Annotated in this window: 14 protein-coding genes; 8 read left to right on the top strand and 6 right to left on the bottom strand. The window is 34.3% G+C overall.

The genetic code is table 11. From position 1 onward, the window contains the following. Positions 1-9 precede the first annotated feature (9 nt). The 8 genes from J7604_RS00335 (at position 10) to J7604_RS00300 (ending at position 8,649) form a co-directional block, all read left to right on the top strand. Complete coding sequence (locus J7604_RS00335; protein ID WP_293889724.1) at positions 10-492, top strand: DUF4345 domain-containing protein; 483 nt, start codon at positions 10-12, stop codon at positions 490-492. 495 nt (positions 493-987) lie between these two features. Then, complete coding sequence (locus tag J7604_RS00330; protein ID WP_293889722.1) at positions 988-1,515, top strand: archaeosortase/exosortase family protein; 528 nt, start codon at positions 988-990, stop codon at positions 1,513-1,515. Then, positions 1,493-1,942 (top strand): hypothetical protein, encoded by a 450-nt coding sequence (locus J7604_RS00325; RefSeq protein ID WP_293889720.1) that lies wholly within the window; start codon positions 1,493-1,495, stop codon positions 1,940-1,942. Before J7604_RS00330 ends, J7604_RS00325 begins: the two co-directional genes overlap by 23 nt. Positions 1,943-2,077: 135 nt before the next feature. After that, entirely contained in the window at positions 2,078-5,239 is a 3,162-nt protein-coding gene (locus tag J7604_RS00320) for a T9SS type A sorting domain-containing protein (protein WP_293889718.1), read from the top strand. A gap of 5 nt (positions 5,240-5,244) precedes the next feature. Continuing rightward, positions 5,245-5,460, top strand: coding sequence for an LPXTG cell wall anchor domain-containing protein (locus J7604_RS00315; RefSeq protein WP_293889716.1), 216 nt, complete (start codon positions 5,245-5,247; stop codon positions 5,458-5,460). Between the two features lie 130 nt (positions 5,461-5,590). Next, positions 5,591-6,040 (top strand): DUF2147 domain-containing protein, encoded by a 450-nt coding sequence (locus J7604_RS00310; protein WP_293889714.1) that lies wholly within the window; start codon positions 5,591-5,593, stop codon positions 6,038-6,040. Between the two features lie 78 nt (positions 6,041-6,118). Continuing rightward, positions 6,119-6,838 carry a glycosyltransferase family 2 protein gene (locus J7604_RS00305; protein ID WP_293889712.1) on the top strand — a complete coding sequence of 240 codons (720 nt, stop codon included), beginning with the start codon at positions 6,119-6,121 and terminating at the stop codon, positions 6,836-6,838. Next, complete coding sequence (locus J7604_RS00300) at positions 6,838-8,649, top strand: hypothetical protein (RefSeq protein WP_293889710.1); 1,812 nt, start codon at positions 6,838-6,840, stop codon at positions 8,647-8,649. Before J7604_RS00305 ends, J7604_RS00300 begins: the two co-directional genes overlap by 1 nt. A gap of 82 nt (positions 8,650-8,731) precedes the next feature. On the opposite strand, the gene J7604_RS00295 is transcribed toward J7604_RS00300, so the two are convergent. The 6 genes from J7604_RS00295 to J7604_RS00270 all read right to left on the bottom strand — a co-directional run bounded on the left by J7604_RS00295 (position 8,732) and on the right by J7604_RS00270 (position 17,074). Further along, a complete protein-coding gene (locus J7604_RS00295; RefSeq protein ID WP_293889708.1) occupies positions 8,732-9,409 on the bottom strand; it encodes a DNA alkylation repair protein in 678 nt (225 codons plus the stop codon). Positions 9,410-9,464: 55 nt separating this feature from the next. Continuing rightward, the gene (locus tag J7604_RS00290; protein WP_293889706.1) at positions 9,465-10,403 is read right to left on the bottom strand and encodes a DUF4380 domain-containing protein; all 939 of its coding nucleotides are present in this window, start codon (positions 10,401-10,403) and stop codon (positions 9,465-9,467) included. Between the two features lie 19 nt (positions 10,404-10,422). Further along, positions 10,423-12,189, bottom strand: a complete 1,767-nt coding sequence (locus J7604_RS00285) for a long-chain fatty acid--CoA ligase (RefSeq protein WP_293889704.1) — start codon at positions 12,187-12,189, stop codon at positions 10,423-10,425. 97 nt (positions 12,190-12,286) lie between these two features. Beyond that, positions 12,287-14,119, bottom strand: coding sequence for a tetratricopeptide repeat protein (locus J7604_RS00280; protein ID WP_293889702.1), 1,833 nt, complete (start codon positions 14,117-14,119; stop codon positions 12,287-12,289). A gap of 460 nt (positions 14,120-14,579) precedes the next feature. After that, positions 14,580-16,196 (bottom strand): Ig-like domain-containing domain, encoded by a 1,617-nt coding sequence (locus tag J7604_RS00275; RefSeq protein WP_293889700.1) that lies wholly within the window; start codon positions 16,194-16,196, stop codon positions 14,580-14,582. Next, on the bottom strand, positions 16,193-17,074 hold the full coding sequence (locus tag J7604_RS00270; RefSeq protein WP_293889698.1) for a class I SAM-dependent methyltransferase: 882 nt from the start codon (positions 17,072-17,074) through the stop codon (positions 16,193-16,195). The genes J7604_RS00275 and J7604_RS00270 overlap by 4 nt, the downstream gene beginning before the upstream one ends.

Genomic DNA, 17,074 nt, shown 5'->3' with positions numbered 1-17,074 from the left:
GGCGTATTTATGCTAATAGATTGGCGTAAAGAGCAACAAGCTTTTTTTGAAGATACGCTTATTTTGTCAGCAGGACAACAAACTACATTTATGAACAGATTTATAAATTACTCGGGAACGTTCATCATCTGCCTGACAGCTTTAGGTATTCTGATGGTAAGTGTGATGGCATTTTCTGATCCTCAGTCAGTAATGGACTTAGTACAGGTTAAGCTTCCCAATACTGATGCTTATAGCTCAATCCGAGGAGTTTATGGAGGGGCAGGGATGACCATTTTCATCACTTTAATTTATCTACTTTTTAAAAACAAGCTTCAGGGTCTGGCATTTGTCGCACTACTTTGCGGTTTTTATTCTGTTTCAAGAATTCTTACAATGGTTAAAGACGGAGCTCTTGGAAGCTTCGGAACAAATTGGATGTTTATCGAAGGGGTAATGTGTGCAGCAGCATTGGCTCTGTTACTTGCAAATAGAAAGCTTTCCAGAGTCTAATGTGAATTTTTTAAGATTGTTCATTTTTAAAATAACCCCTGAAAGTTCGAAGACTCAAAATGATTTTTTGAGTCTAAGAACTCGGGGGTTTGAGTTACAAGCTTGAATTTTTAACCTCAAAGCTCGGAGATTAGAGTTAAAAGCTCTAATTCTTAACCTTAGTGCTCGGAGATTGAGGTTAAAAGCTCGAAATTTTGACCGCCAAACTCGGGGATTCGAGCTAAAAAGCTCGGAGTTTTGACCTCAGAGCTCGAGAGTTGGGGTTAAACGCTCGGATTTTTGGGCACAAAGCACGGAAATTGGAACTAAAAGCTCTGATTTTTGAACTTTGAACGAGGAGCTCGAAGATTTTGGAGTGAAAAACCAATTTTAACCTTTAACCCACAAGCATATTTTGTAGGATTTTAATTTTTTGTCGAAGAAAATCCTGTCTATCCCTTAATCCCAAAAATCCCTGTCAAAAAATATGTATCTTAGATATCAGAAATCTTAATCATGAGTTTTTTTAGCCGCAAAAATCCAGTATTTGTATTCCTTGCAACAGTCATTTTGTTATACATCATCTGGGAAACTTTTTATGCTTCCTATCTTAGCACATCGCCCTTTTCTTATAAAATTTCATCATTTCTGGGTTGGTCGAGCAGCTATTTTTTTTCATTGACAGGATTGAATCTTAACTGGGTTGAAGAAACTTATTGCATTTCTCTCGATGGTCGTCCTACCCTCTATATCGGAACGCCTTGTAATGGCCTTGCTTTTTTTGGTTTATTTACCTGCTTTGTTCTTGCTTTTCCTGCATCGTGGAAATCCAAGATCTGGTTCTTACCACTGGGAATTTTTGCGATTCATGTATTAAACATGTTAAGAGTAATCCTTCTGATTCTTAATTTTTACTTTTATAATACGAGTTTTGACTTTAACCACAAATACACCTTTAACTTTGTAGTCTATGGTTTTATGCTTATAGTCTGGCTTTATTGGGCAAAAAAACAACTAACTCATGTCGCAAAAACTGCTCAGTAAAAGAATTTTAGTCTGTCTTGCGCTGTATTTATATCAAAGCCTCCTCGATTTAAACAGAACATCAATTCTGGATTTATATAAAACCAATTCACCAATTATAGGTCCCCAGGTAGCTAAATTCCCTATTTTCTTTCTTCTGACTTTTATTATGCATAGGGCATTTATTCACGGACTCATAGTGAAAGTTTTTACCGGAGAGAAAAAAATTCTTTACTATTATATGGTAACAGACCTCATCATATTCAGTGCAGCTGCCCTGATTGTGCTCAGCAGAAGAATACTTCCTCAGTTTAATGACATTACAGAGCCGCTCACATTTGCCTTCATGAAGTTGCTGGATACTCCGATTTTACTTCTCTTTTTCCTTCCCTCATTCTATTTGTATAAAAAAATGGAGCAATCCACTTCTGATTATACCAGAAATTAAGTGATTGATTGACATTATTCATACATCCGTCGAATGACTTTTAAAAATACCTATCGGTAGGTATTGCGCTAAGTATTTTAAATATAGAGTATTGTGTTGGGACTAATTTTCTCATACAAAAATCACACATACTCTATGCAATTTTTAAAATTACGAAAACCATTGACAGCATTACTGTTGTCAGCTGCAATCGGTAGTGCCAATGCACAAAATTTTGATCCACCGGAAGATTTTAAGAATGATGTCCCGGAAAAGGAAACAAAGACAGGGCATATCTTATATTTGAAAACCTATTATTCAGGCTGCGTTACGAAAGACATTGATAATAAAGATGTCATAAATCCGAATTGTGCCAAATTCAAGGATGTAAAGTCATTAACTATTGACTATAAAAATCCGATGAATGATATCAGCTGGGTTAAATACTTCACCAAGCTGGAGAACCTTTCTGTCAGATGGAACTACGTTAAAATCCTTCCTGATACTTTTCCTGCTACTTTAAAAAAGATAGATTTATATAGCAACTCTATTTCAGTAAATGCACCTGGTGCATTAAAACATTTGCCTGCCGGTTTAGAATCACTGTCACTAGGAAATCAATCAGAAGTTGAAACGGTAACAGTAATTCCGACATTACCGTCTAATCTGAAATATCTGGAGTTAACCGCTAGCAATATTGCTGCTCTACCAGATAGCTTACCTTCTAATCTGACAACATTGTGGTTGAGATCGAACAAAATTCAGTCTACAAATGCTGCTTTGGCAAATAGTCAAGTAAAGACTCTGGATTTAAGTTACAATAAACTAACAGACATAACTTTACCTTCAAGCATAACTAATTTATATCTTAATAATAATGCTCTGGAGAACATTCAAGTTAATACCTCAATTGATAGTCTTAAAGAGTTTAATGTATCAAATAATAAGCTGACAAATCTACCTGCACTTCCCTCCTCTCTTAATTACCTAAATGCAGAGAATAATTTAATTTCTAATTTGGGAACGTTACCATCAGGTCTGGAAAACTTATCCATATCAAAAAACAAACTGACTAGTTTGCCAACTTTACCTGTTGGTCTTAAAAATTTATCCGTATCTAAAAATCTACTTACAAGTGTTCCATCAATCCCTTCAACTCTGGAGTATTTGTATCTAGATTCCAATAAGATAACAGCTGTTCCAGTACTACCGGCAAATCTTGTGTATCTTGATGTTAGCTCTAATAATCTTAGCGGAACGCTTTCTTCACTTCCTGCGACTCTTTATTACCTAAATTTATCAAATACAAACATCACTTCTTTTGCCGCACCTGCAGGCTTGCAAATTTTAAACTTTTCGAAAACTAAAGTTACTTCGTTTACTGGCACAATTCCAGCAGCATTAACAGAGCTGTATTGTGAAAATAATAATCTGCCAAGTATCCCAACATTACCAGAGTCTTTGTATAGAATTAAAGCTAAAGGAAATCAATTTACATGTTTACCAAACTTTCCTGAAAATTTAGCTGATAGTGACATCCAATTGGTTTGCAATAAAAACTGCTGGAAAGTATCATCAGGTAACTGGACTAGCAGTTCAAGCTGGTCTCAGGGAACCGTTCCGACACAAAATGACGATGTTTTAATTATAAACGGATATCCAAACATCAATGCTTCGGATCTATCTGTTAAAAATCTGGATATAAGAAACTCAATAGTTTCTGGCCCATATTCATTATCGGTAAAAGGTGACATAACAAATAGTGGATCATCTTTTAACTATCCGGTTATTATGGACGGAAGCACAGCAAATCAGACTATAAAAGGAAAATTTACAAGCGTCTATAACCCTACATTAAATGAGTATCAAAATAATGGTGATTTTTTCAAACATCTAATCATAAAAAATCCGAATGGAGTAGTTTACAAAGGATCTGATTATAGTCTTGATACATTATCCATCCTTAGTGGTTTTATTGATGCTAACAATGACACTTTATGGATACAGGCACTGGACAAATGCACAACTCCGGTAACTGATTTTGTTAGAAATGGACTGATTGGAAATGCTCAATATGTAGTAAGTGGCTGGTCATTTGTTGGTAACCCAATGGTTAATCAGACACTAAAAACTCTTGATGCATCTATTACATTGGGCTTCGGAGGAAAAAACCAAAGCATTTATGCATATGACGGCACCAAGACAAGTTTAAATCACTGGGTGGCCCCAAGCGGCCTAACTAGTCCATATGCACCAGGTACAGGATTCAGAGTTTATAGTTTCCAATCGGACAGGATAGTTTTTGCAGGTATCCCTTTCAAAGGAACAAAGGATTTGAATATTACTTTTGATGCTGCCGGATATGATAATGGTGGCTGGAACCTAATTGCCAATCCGTATCTTTCTCCAATTGATTGGACAAATGCAGATGGCTGGACAAAAACTAACATCACAAGTGGAATTTATATCTGGAATCCGGCTAAATCTGGTTACGCATCTTATGTAAACGGAGCTTCGACAAATGATGGAGGCCCGACTATTGCGATTGGACAAGCTTTCTTTATCAAGGCAACCGGAGCAAATCCTAAACTGATTATTAATGAGTCCGCGAAATCAAAGCAGTTTACAAGTTTCTTAAGAACCGCTTTTGTTGAGTCTTCTTTGAAAGTTATACTAAACGATAAAATTGAAGACCTGTCTGATGAGCTGCTATTCCGAGAAGTGGATGGCTCAAGCAAAAATTTTGATGATGAATTTGATGCATACAAACTTCCTGGAACAGTCATCAACATTTCTACGAAATCCTCAGATGGTGAAGACCTTTCTATCAATTCAATTCCTCTCCTTTCAGGATCTTACCCGTTACAGATTTCTGCTGCAAGAACAGGGAAATTCTCTTTTTCATTTAAAAATGTAGAAACTCTGCAAGGCACAAGCGCTTATCTGACAGATAAATTACTTGGTAAGGAAGTAGAAATCTCGAATGAAACTGAATATGAATTCACCACTAATTCAACAGACATTTCTGACAGATTCAGAGTTTCCTTCACTTCTATAATAACAGGCAATAATACTTCAATTACTGAATCTGCACCGATAGTGTACCCTAATCCAGCAAAAGATCAGGTAACACTTACACTCGGAAGAGCAAAAAATGCTGATGTTGTACTTATTAATCCTATGGGTGCAGAAATAGCTCAATGGTCTAACGTCCAGGAAGGTCCTCTTCAAATGCCCCTTTCCGAAGGAAGCGGAATTTACATATTGAAAGTGAAGAGTAATGAAGAATTATTTGTATACAAAATTGTAAAGTTATAATTGATATGAAAATTTATTATACCGTCATATTGACCATATTATTTAGTTTAAATGCATTTGCACAAGCTCCATCTTTTGATACTGGTGCTCCTGAGCCGGTTCCCGCGGGCGATGCAGCAGCTATTCCTTTGGAAGGCGGCTCATATATTTTCCTTGCAGGAGGATTAATTAGTGGCGGCATTTTGCTCCTTCAGTTGAGAAAGAGAAAAAAGACTATATAGGAGATATTTTTTTATTTTTTTACCTGTGGACCTGGGGCTGCTCTCTTAATGAGGCAGCCCTGATTTTTTTTTATTAGGACGATTATTACTTTTATCTTTTAATAATTGTATTTCATTCGAATAAGTGTTTATGAAAAAAATTATTGCGCTCTACATACTTGTACTTCTTTCAGTTTTTTTTTCTTCTGATTCATTCGCTCAATACTCGGGAGATGAAATCATAGGAATCTGGGAAACGCCTGGAAATGACAATGGCCGAATTGAAATATTTAAATCCGGTAATAAATATTATGGTAAAATAATATGGTTGAAAAGAAAAGGTGAGAACGGACAAGTGCTCACTGACAAGAATAACCCCGACAAATCTTTGCAAAATCGACCTATTGTTGGTCTTGAAATCTTGAAAGGATTTGTATTTAATAAGGAAGACATGTGGGAAGATGGCGAAATATACGACCCCAAAAGTGGCAATACTTATAGTTGTCAAATTTCCCTTCAAGATAAGAACATTATGAAAGTCAGAGGATACATTGGCTTTTCACTTATTGGAAGAACCGAATATTGGAATCGGGTTAAGTAATTTATGTAGTTAAAATTATATCATTTTTTAATATTTAAACCCTATTTTTGTCTTTTAATACATAAATCTTTAATTTTTATGAAGCTCGAAAAGCTTTCCATTATCATTCCTGCCTATAATGAAGAAAAAACATTACATAAAATTCTTGATAAGGTAAGAGAAGTCCAATTAATAAATGGTATCAAAAAAGAAGTAATCATTATCAATGATGCTTCTTCTGACAACACAGAAGGCGCAATTCTTAATTACCAGAAAAGTCATCCGGAATTTCCTATGATCTATCATAAACATGATGTCAATCAGGGTAAAGGTGCTGCGATACATACTGGAATAAAAGAAGCGACCGGCGACTTTCTGATTGTCCAGGATGCTGACCTGGAATATGATCCGGAAGAATTTAATGATCTCCTAAAACCTGTAATCAGAGGAATGGCAGATGTAGTATTCGGCTCAAGGTTTATGGGAAGTAAACCGCATAGGATATTATTCTTTTGGCACACAATAGGAAATAAATTCCTAACCTTTCTGTCAAACATGTTTACAAATCTGAATTTGACAGATATGGAAACATGTTACAAGATGTTCAATACTAAGTTTGTTCAAAGCCTTGACCTAAAAGAAAAACGATTTGGGTTTGAGCCGGAAGTAACTTCCAAAATTGCCAGAATACCAAATATAAGGATCTATGAAGTTGGTATCTCTTACTATGGAAGAACTTATGCTGAAGGAAAAAAAATAAACTGGAAAGACGGGTTCAGAGCAATATATTGTATTATCAGATATAACGTTTTTAAATAATGGAAAATAAACTATCAAAGAATTCCTTAATCATTAGCTGTGTTATATTATTTTTTGCAAGTTTCTTCTATTATCCAAAATGGGAAAAACCGCAATCCGAAGCAACAATCAGTTGGGATGTTAATGGTTATTACTACTATTTACCAGCTATTTTTATTTACAAGGATATCAGGGAGCTAAAGTTTACTGATTCAATTTTAAATAAATACCATCAGACTTCCGGAATTGATCATATTGCAATGCCATCAGACAATGGTAAGTATGTTCTGAAATATTCCATAGGTCAATCACTACTATACTTTCCATTTTTTTTAATTGGCCATTTTTATGCCCTTTCCTCAAATTATCCGGCAGATGGATTTTCTTTTCCTTATCAGATTGCAATAGGATTGGGGAGTTTGATTGTTGCATTTATTGGTTTATACTATTTAAGAAAAGTATTACTGAATTTCTTTAGTGATAAAATTACCGCAATCACACTTTTCTTGATTTCCATTGGTACAAATTATCTCAATTACTCGTCTATCGACGGCGCAATGACTCATAACAATTTGTTTACCGTCTATTGCATACTTATATATTCCACAATTTCTTTTTATAAAAATCCTGATAACAAAAAGGCCCTTATAATCGGAGCTTGTATTGGACTTGCTGCTTTAATCAGGCCAACTGAAATCATCTCTATATTGATTCCAATTTTATGGGGATTAGATTTTGGCGGAGATTCAATTCAAACTAGAATTAATTTTTTCAGAGAAAACTCCTCAAAACTAAGGATATCTGCAATAATCTGTATTGCATTAGGTTCTATACAATTAATATACTGGAAATATTCATCCGGCCATTGGCTCTTTTACAGTTATGGAGAGCAATCATTTAGCTGGACTAAACCCCATCTATACAATGGAATCTTCAGCTATAGAACAGGATGGCTAGTATATTCACCAATAATGGTTTTTTCAATAATAGGATTTCTTTTTCTATTAAAAGATCAAAGAAAGCTCTTTATTCCTACAGCAGCATTTGCCTCTCTATTTATTTACATATGCTTCGCATGGGACATTTGGTGGTATGGAGGAAGTCTTGGCCAAAGAGCTATGATTCAATCTTATCCAATACTTGCTTTTCCTCTGGCAATATTCATTGAAAGAATTCAAAACCTCAAACTATTAAATTATGCCTTTCTTGCGATCGCTACTCTTTTTGTATATTTCAATATATGGCTCACTCATCAGGCTCATTTAGGCGGCTTGTTATATGTAGGTCAAATGACAAAAAGTTATTTCTGGAAAGTAGTAGGAAGGTATGAAGTTTCTGAAGATGTTTTCAAATTACTTGACACAGACGAAGAGTTTACTGCAGAAAGGACAAATGTTAAAGTTCTATATAAAAATGATTTTGAATCAGACACTTTAGTTAAAGCAGGAGAATTAGAACCAATTGCAGGTTCTAAATCACTGATGTTGGATGCTTCCAATCAGTATAGCCCTATTTACAAATGCCCAATAAATCCTGAGGCAAAAGGAGAGGCAAAATGGGTAAGAGTAAAATGTAATTTCCGTTGCAAAAATAAAGAATGGGATACATGGAAAATGGCTCAATTTATTGTTCGCTACTGCGATAGAGATAATGTTGTGAAGGAAAAATCGATCAGAGTATTTAGAATGTTAACAGACGGACAAACAAAAGATATTTATATTGACACTAAAATGCCAGAACAATGGTTTGACAATGTTCAGGTGCTTTTCTGGAATAGTGGAAGCTCTCTTCCACTTGCTGTTGACAATATTGAAATTGAAAGTTATAAATAATATTAGCCACCTAACGGAGAGAGGCTGCCAAGAAATTGGCAGCCTCTTTTTTTTGAAATTCAATACATTCCACAATATATGGTTAATTCCATTTCTTTGTTCTCAATTCCATTAATGCATTGCTAGCTATCCATTTTGCCGATTTACTATCCATACCTTTTATCCTTTCTGCTACTACAATTGCTTCGTTGCATAGTTCCTCGTTTCTTTTTCCAATCTGTCTCAGTGCCCAATTCACCGCTTTCTTCACAAAGTTCCTTTCATCGTTAGAATGCTTTTCTATCAAAGGGAATAATGCTGTAAATATTTCATTATCTACCTTTTTATTATGAACAGCCAATGTGGCGATCAGTACAAAACCTGCTCTCTTTACAAATTCATCCTGTGCTTCAGTCCAGACCTTTGCCTTTTCAAAAGCAAAAGGTGATTTTCTGAAAAGATTTAAACACACCTGATCACACAAATCCCAGGAGTTAAAATCTTTTACCCATAAATCCATTTGTTTTTCCTGGAGCTGTGAAGGATCATCAATCATGGAAGCCAATATCCGCGCCTCATGTATTTCTGTTTTCCAGAGTTCTATGGCAAGCAAGTGATCTTTCTTGTGGTCTTTAGCAATATTTCTCAATACCGGTATGGATATACCTAGAGCTTTTTCTGTATTGACTCCAAATTTAAACAGAGAGGAAAGTATTTCGGGTCGAGCCTGGGACTTTAGCTGAATGAGCACCTTTTCCAATTTTGATTCAGCTTTTTCCATAAAATTTGTTAAAAAAATAAGGGAGATGTGTTATAAACATCTCCCCTTCAAAAATTTATTTTTTTACAACTGATCTCACAATTTTTACCAGTTGGGAATTTCCTTCCTCTTTAGTTACACTGGCTGGTAAAGATCTTAGGTACCATTTCACCTGCCAGGTCAGTTTTGCGCCTGGTGCAAGTGTTTTGTAGGCTCCCTGCTGTTCCATTTCAATAAATGGATTCTGAGTATCTGCAAAAATCTCAATCTCCCCTTCTCCTGGTGCACGCTCACTTGCTTTTGTATCTTCGAATTTTTTAATTAATAAAAGACCTTCGTCTGTATTAGCTATCCAACCTTCGCTTCCATCAGCATATAGCTTCGCCATATTGCCATCTGTCACTCTATCAGGTGAATAAGCAAACCATCTTATCCCATCAATGTCTTTCATTTTAAGAACGCTCATTACAGGGCTGCTTTGCTCAAATTCTTTTTCTCCTCTTGGATAGAAAGTTATTGATGATTTTTTTGTTCTGGTGTTTTCCCAAGGTGCCACCTTCAGCTCTTTTCCACTTTCGTTAGTGATTGTATAAGTCACCACAAAACTAGAATCGGCGGGATTTGCAGTAATATTTTTCTTTAAAACTACACCTAACTTAGAATCCTTTTCACTGGTAAATTCAACAGAATTTTTTGTCGCTGTTACTTTGTAAGGTTTGTCATGGTGCTCTGGAACGGGAGGCCATCCCCATGGATCCTGAGGACTAGTCCAGAATGTAGATCCGCCAGGTCCGATAATCTCTTTTCCTCCAAGAGTAAAGGAAGTTATTCTTGCACCCTGTCCTGCATCAATCGCCATAACTGTATTGCCCAATGATACTTTGTAAGTCTGTTGACCAGCAGCTGGGCTTTCAATTTTTACAATCTGAGCAGCTTGCTTTTTTTGTGCAAAAGTGGTGGCAGCAGCCATGAACGCTGCACTAAAAAAAATGGCTTTAATAAAATTTCTTCTCATGAAATATATTTTAGTCTTGTTAAGGTTCTGTATACATCCTTTCAATCACATCTTTAAAGTTTGCAAGAATTACTTTTCTTTTAAGCTTTAAAGTAGGTGTCAGTTCTCCTGACTCTATCGTCCATAGATCTTTTACCAGCTGAAATTTCTTTATTTTTTCGAACTGAGCAAAATTTTCATTATAAGCCTCTACTTCTTTTTCAAACTTTTCTATTACCGCCGGATCTTTCAAAAGAGAAGATTCATCTGAAAATTGAATCCCTTTTATGGAGCACCAGGCCCTAAGACCTGTAAATGACGGCACAATCAAAGCTGAAGCAAATTTTCTTCCATCTCCTACCACCATTATCTGCTCAATAAGCCTTGACTCCTTGAATTTATTCTCAATAGCTTGAGGTGCAATGTATTTACCTCCAGAAGTTTTGAACATTTCTTTTTTCCGATCTGTGATCTTAAGAAATCTTCCATCAATAAATTCACCTATATCACCGGTATGGAACCAGCCTTCGCCGTCTATTACATCTGCTGTTAGGTCAGGTTTATTGTAGTAGCCTCTCATTACATGTGGACCTTTTGTTAAAATTTCTCCATCTGGAGCAATTTTAACTTCTACATTGGGCAAAACCAAACCTACTGTCCCCACCATACTATCCCCTTCTTCCGGTCTGTTAACTGCTATAACCGGAGAGGTTTCGGTGAGGCCGTATCCTTCCATTACTTTTACCTGAGCAGCCCAGAATACTTTTGCCAGTCTTGGCTGCAAAGCCGCACCTCCCGAAATGATCACAATAATATTTCCCCCGAGAGCTGCTCTCCATTGGTTAAATATAATTTTGTTCGCCAACCAAAGTTGAAAGTTATAAAAAATACCTTGATTTACATTATTTTCAAATTGGTGGCCCAAATCAAGTGCCCAATAAAATAATTTCTTTTTTAATCCGCTGAGAGAGGCTCCTTTTTCGACAATCTTGTCATATACCTTTTCCAAAAGTCGTGGTACAGTGACAAAAATGTGCGGCTGCACTTCCTTCAGATTCTCTGCAACTGTATTAATATTTTCTGCATAATAAATAGAAATCCCAAGGCGAGTGTACAGATAATTAAGCATCCTTTCATAAACATGACTGAGTGGTAAGAAACTTAAAGCCTTATGATGATGATTAACCGGCAGCAAGGGTGCACAAGCTTCCACATTACTCAGAATATTTGAATGGGTTAGCATTACTCCTTTAGGATTTCCAGTTGTCCCAGAAGTATAAATCAAAGTGACAAGATCTTCAGATTTAATTGATGCCTTTATCTTTTGAAGTTCCGTGGTATTAATTTCTTCTCCCAGATTTTTAATCTCGCTCCAGTGTTTTACCCCCGCAATGTTATCAAAAGAGTAAATTTCTTTGATCGATGCTATGCCTTTCGAAGCTTCTTTTGATTTATCATAGAGCTCCTGGTCAGCTGCAAAAATCAATTTTACATCTGCATCCTGAAAGATAAAATTATAGTTTTCTACAGTATTCGTCGGATAAACAGGTACACCCACTGCCCCTATCTGCTGTAATGCTATATCAACAAAATTCCATTCTGGCCGATTGGGAGAAACGATAGCAACTTTGTCGTCCTTTTTGATTCCGAGTTTGATAAGGCCGGTGCTTAGTTTATCTGCTATGATTGCATATTCAAGTGAACTGAATTTTTTCCAGCTACCATTTATTTTACACGCAAGAGCATCATCTTTTGGAAAACTTTTTACCTGATACTCAAGCAAATCAAATAGTCTTTTAAATTCCATAGCTTTAAAGAATTTTGTGGAAATAATTGTCGGGAAAGGCAAGTATACGGATATTATAATCCGCGAAGCGGGAAAATTTTTTTAATGCCCGACCAAATCAAATTTTATCGCCACGTAGCTTTCTAAATCGTTTTCTGGCCTCAACATTAAAGATACTTCCAGGATATTTAATCATAAAATCCTGATAAATCTGCATCGCTTTCTGATTATCCTTTTTATTTTCTTCATAAATGATGCCAGTTAAAAACAAAGCATCATCACCAAGGATATCAGTAGAGAAAGAAGTATTTATTTTTTCTAGTGCAATAAGACTTTTATCGAAGTCACCTAATTTTCTGTAGATCTTTGCTTCCAGTAAAAGCACTTCATCAGCCAAAGAATGCTTCGGATATTTTTTTAGAATTTCTTCTGCCATTTCAATAGCCTCAAGATTTTTATTTCTGAACAGAAGAAAATCTATCTTGGCATATTCCTTCATTGCTTCATTAGTTGTATCTGTATCCAGAATAGTATTGTCTTGAATCAGAAGGCTAAGATTCATAGCATCATTTGAAATTTCTCTTGAGGTAGCCATTTTAAGGATATCAAGATGTTCCTGAGCCAGCTCAAATTCTCCTTTGTAATAATTTAATTTGGCATTCTTTAACTTCGCTTCATGACCAATCGGATCCTCCTTCATCGCTTTTTCTGCTTGGGAATACAATAGTGTCGCCTCCCAAGGTTCCTCTTTTAAGAGATAAATATCCCCAAGGTCAATCTTGATTTTTGCTGTTAAACGATCATCATTTCTGGAGTAATTCAGAGCATCGTTTAATATTATAATTGCTGTATCTTTTTTGTCCAGATAAAATGCTTCTAGTAAAGCCATGTTTTTCATAGCCTCCGTCGTATAAGGAGATTTTCCCAGCTCTTTAATAAGATTCGAATAATCTGTTATTAACAACCTGATCTGACTTTCATTAATAGGAAATGTATTTTTAATCAGTTCTTCTCTGGAATTAATTAACATTCTTTTCGCCTGACCATAATAAACACCATTCCGGTATTCATCCACAACAAATTGGAAAAATTTTGAAGCTGCTTCATAGTCTTTATTTTCCATCGCAATTCTCCCTACCTCAATCATTTTCATTCCCTGCATCTTATATCTTTTATCAAGAGCCTTCGATTGCATAAAGGCTTTAGTGAAATTTTTCTGCTGAATATTCATCCAGAGAAGCATTTCATTAAAAGCAGCATCATTAGGGTCTTTTTGTATTTTATCATACAAAGTGGTTTCCAGTAGGTCAAAATCTTCTTTTTCTGTAAGAATATTCTGAAACTGGTTTTTCACATTTTCCAATTCATTTGGATCATTTTTCAGATAATTCAGCATTTCTTCAATCATTAATGCATTATTATTCTGAATTTTAAACAGTTCAGCAAGTTTAAAACTATATAAATTTCTGTCATTCAGTGCCTTCCTGGAGTTTATATACAATTCTGCAGCTTTATCCACATTTCCGGATTTCACTAAATAATCAGCAATTTTTTCAGTTAGAGAAGGATTTTCACCAACAGCTTCAGAAAGGTTTGAAAATTCCTTCTGAGCTTTGTCCTGTGAAGAGAATTTTTGTAAATGAAGATAGAGGTCAGCTTTATAATAAGATTCGTTAGGACTGCTCTTAATCATTTTTTTGATGAGCTTCTCTCCCTCAGTAATATTTTTTTCGTGGATTAATGAATTATAGTAATTAGAATATATCAGGGGAAGATTTTCAGACTTTTTACTAATTTTTTCGTATTCAGAAAGAGCTTTACTGAATTCCTGATTGTTAAAATATTCATTGGCAATTTTTATTTCAGGTGAGACTTGTGCATATAAAAAGTTAGAGGTTGCCAAAAACAAAAATGCAACAAGAGTGGTTAAGGAAATATAAAGCTTCTTCACATTCATATTTTTCAAACTGACTTATTAATCCCTTATTTTATTAATTAAATATTTAAATAATTATTATTTATAATATATCCCTGTGAATAAGTTGAAAACTTTAATTATTCACGTCTTGATTTTTTGTGAAGTTTATAATTCTTGATTTATATCTTTTTTATCCACAGGTTATATAACGATTTAATGATTGATTATTAGATATATTTGGTTTTTATTAACGAAACAAAATTTTTTAATGTGTATTTATCCTTAAACATTGTGGATTGAGGATTGTTATAAATAATCCACCATTTTTGACCATGTTATTTTTGTGGAATTTTGATTCGTTGATAAAAGTCTCATCTCAGATTGTTTTCAGATTTTGAAAATTAATTTCTTAATGATTTAGTCACATTGAATGTTGAAAATGTTGATTTGTTAAGTCTTTAATATCAATATTTTATATTTTTATTAATAAATATTAAAATTCTATGTTGATATCTCTGACTTCCCAGTTAGCTCTTAGCGCTATTTTCTCTTTATAGTGGATTACTGGTTCTGCTTGAATCATTTTTTCAAGGTCTGCATTATCCCATTTACCATTGTTATTAACATCTACGAGAATTCTTATATAATACGTTCCTGGATTAAGAAAATTCAGTTCGTATTTTTTAGGGTTCTTTAATGTCAGAATTGGGTTGTACTTATCATCTAATAACTCAAAAAAATAGTTTTTAGCTTCTGTAGTAATAGTCCCTGAAAGGATTGCATAGTCTTCTTCCTTTTTTACAGTAAACTTCTCCTTTAAGCCCCTATTATAGTTATTTAAGAAATCCTTTATTGTACTGTCAGGCATAATCAGGAATAAGGAATCTTTATTCTCTGGATAATAGATATCCACCTCTGCCTGTAATTTCTGTTTGTTAAGAGTAAAGTTTTTCTTTTCGAATGGTTTGACTATTGAGTCTTCCTTTATCTGGAATTGGCTGAAATCTATTTCTGTAACTGGACTTGAGAAGTTTAATTTGATCTTGTTTCCTTTTGGATTTAGTTTTCCATTATCTGGATTGATGGTAATAAGTAAAGGTGTCTTTGTTTCTGTTTTCTTCTTTGTCTTGGATTCATAGATAATTCTAATGTTTCCTCTTCCTATATTACCTGATGAATCTTCTAATACAAGTTTGAGTGGAATGCTATCTTCCATTATTTTCCATGTATTGAATATTTTTATTGTATTGCCTTGATTTTCAATTAGATAACTTACATTAAATGACGTATCTTTTTGATAATCAATGTGTTGTGATTTAACCCCTTCCTTTAGTTTGATAGTAAATTCATTTTCATTAATAATGGATGTAGATATTATCTCAGGAGCTGTAGTATCTATTTTAGTTAGATATATATCTGAATTAGTAATGTTACTATCAATTGGAATTTTTGTTTTGAATCCTATTTTTTCCTTAGAGTCATATTTTAGGTTATTACTTAAGTCTTCCAAGGCATATAGATCATAAGTTCCTTTTTTAATGTTGGTGATTTTGTATTTGTCGTTCTCTGATTTAGCAAAGTACAATGGTTTGGAATTCGATATGTTTAAAGTATCGTCACTTTTGTATAGAGCTACAGATATATTTGATAATGGTTTATTGGTAAGTAAATCCGTAACTTTTCCGGAAATGGTAAGTGTATCCAGTATTGCTCCTGTACTGAAAGCAACTGAAAGATTTTTTGGCGGATTGTTTTCGGTAATATCTTGGATTGCGTTTCTAAAGTTTAGTGTATAAGTAGTATTTTCTTCAAATGGTTTGTTGAATGTTATTGTTAGTTTTTTACCTCTAATCTTGTAAGTATATTCTGAATTGATAGTAGGAGATATTATTAATTGCTCCATGAAATTGTTTTCTTTTATTTCTTCATCAAATTCAAAGATCATTGTGTTTGATTTGAATTCTAAGGAATTTGGCTTTGGATATGATTTGACTAGTTTAGGAGGTTTTAGATCTTTGGGACCTCCTTGAGGAGCCTGAATATTTGCACAGGCTTTCAAAAATATGATTATAAAAATTGCTGTTATTGTTGTAAAAATGTTTCTTATCATTTTTTTATTCTTGCGATGTAGATGATACTAGAATAGTTTCCTGATTCTTTTTTAGCTTTTAAATTCGATTTATATCCTGTGATGAAAGCATTTAGAATGTTATTTGTTCCTTTATATTTTTCACTTAACATGCTTACATAGTAACTGTCGAATTTCATTGGTTTTGTTTCGATCAGCTGAAAACCTGTTTGATCAAGTAAATTGTTAAGTGCTGTCTTTGAAAAATGGTATAGATGTCTAGGAACATCGTATGCTGCCCAAGTTTCTTGATAGTATTTTGAATCATTAGATTCTAAATTTGGTACTGCAATGATTAATGTCCCTTCATCTTTCAATAATTCTTTTATTCTAGCTAGTACCTTAACTGGATCATGAATATGTTCGAGGACATGCCAAAGAGTGATTACATTAAACTCTTTTATAGCTTTTATTTCATTTATGTTTCCATAAATTTCTTTTCCAGTTAAATCTTGAGCTTTTTGCCTTGCCCCCCTATCAGGTTCTGTACCTGTAATCCTCCATCCGTTTTCCTGACACTTCTTAAGAAAGTATCCTGTTCCACATCCTATATCCAATAGGTTTCCCGGTTTTGAATACTTGTTTATTAACTCAAGTTTAGCATTAAGAGTTATTTTTCTTATTCTATGATAGATTGCGTTGATGATACCTTTCTTAGAATCTGTATGTGATACATATTTTTCAGATTGGTAATATCTTCCTATGCTCTCTTCATCTGGTTGAGGTGAAGTAATGTTTAGTTTGCATTTAGGGCATTCTAATAGATTGAATTTCTCCTGTGTAATGGAGTAATCTTTAATATTTAATTTAAGGCCTAATCCTGTGGAATGGCAAACAGGACATGAGGTTATTTCTTTCAT

Source organism: Sporocytophaga sp. (assembly GCF_017745095.1).
GTDB lineage: Bacteria > Bacteroidota > Bacteroidia > Cytophagales > Cytophagaceae > Sporocytophaga.
This window is presented reverse-complemented; position numbering and strand designations above follow the sequence as displayed.

What these genes read in the sequence shown, in the direction of transcription:
- J7604_RS00335 (WP_293889724.1), top strand. Translation starts at nt 10, where the DNA reads ATGCTAATAGATTGGCGTAAAGAGCAACAAGCTTTTTTTGAAGATACG.
- J7604_RS00330 (WP_293889722.1), top strand. Translation starts at nt 988, where the DNA reads ATGAGTTTTTTTAGCCGCAAAAATCCAGTATTTGTATTCCTTGCAACA.
- J7604_RS00325 (WP_293889720.1), top strand. Translation starts at nt 1,493, where the DNA reads ATGTCGCAAAAACTGCTCAGTAAAAGAATTTTAGTCTGTCTTGCGCTG.
- J7604_RS00320 (WP_293889718.1), top strand. Translation starts at nt 2,078, where the DNA reads ATGCAATTTTTAAAATTACGAAAACCATTGACAGCATTACTGTTGTCA.
- J7604_RS00315 (WP_293889716.1), top strand. Translation starts at nt 5,245, where the DNA reads ATGAAAATTTATTATACCGTCATATTGACCATATTATTTAGTTTAAAT.
- J7604_RS00310 (WP_293889714.1), top strand. Translation starts at nt 5,591, where the DNA reads ATGAAAAAAATTATTGCGCTCTACATACTTGTACTTCTTTCAGTTTTT.
- J7604_RS00305 (WP_293889712.1), top strand. Translation starts at nt 6,119, where the DNA reads ATGAAGCTCGAAAAGCTTTCCATTATCATTCCTGCCTATAATGAAGAA.
- J7604_RS00300 (WP_293889710.1), top strand. Translation starts at nt 6,838, where the DNA reads ATGGAAAATAAACTATCAAAGAATTCCTTAATCATTAGCTGTGTTATA.
- J7604_RS00295 (WP_293889708.1), bottom strand. Translation starts at nt 9,409, where the DNA reads ATGGAAAAAGCTGAATCAAAATTGGAAAAGGTGCTCATTCAGCTAAAG.
- J7604_RS00290 (WP_293889706.1), bottom strand. Translation starts at nt 10,403, where the DNA reads ATGAGAAGAAATTTTATTAAAGCCATTTTTTTTAGTGCAGCGTTCATG.
- J7604_RS00285 (WP_293889704.1), bottom strand. Translation starts at nt 12,189, where the DNA reads ATGGAATTTAAAAGACTATTTGATTTGCTTGAGTATCAGGTAAAAAGT.
- J7604_RS00275 (WP_293889700.1), bottom strand. Translation starts at nt 16,196, where the DNA reads ATGATAAGAAACATTTTTACAACAATAACAGCAATTTTTATAATCATA.
- J7604_RS00270 (WP_293889698.1), bottom strand. Translation starts at nt 17,074, where the DNA reads ATGAAAGAAATAACCTCATGTCCTGTTTGCCATTCCACAGGATTAGGC.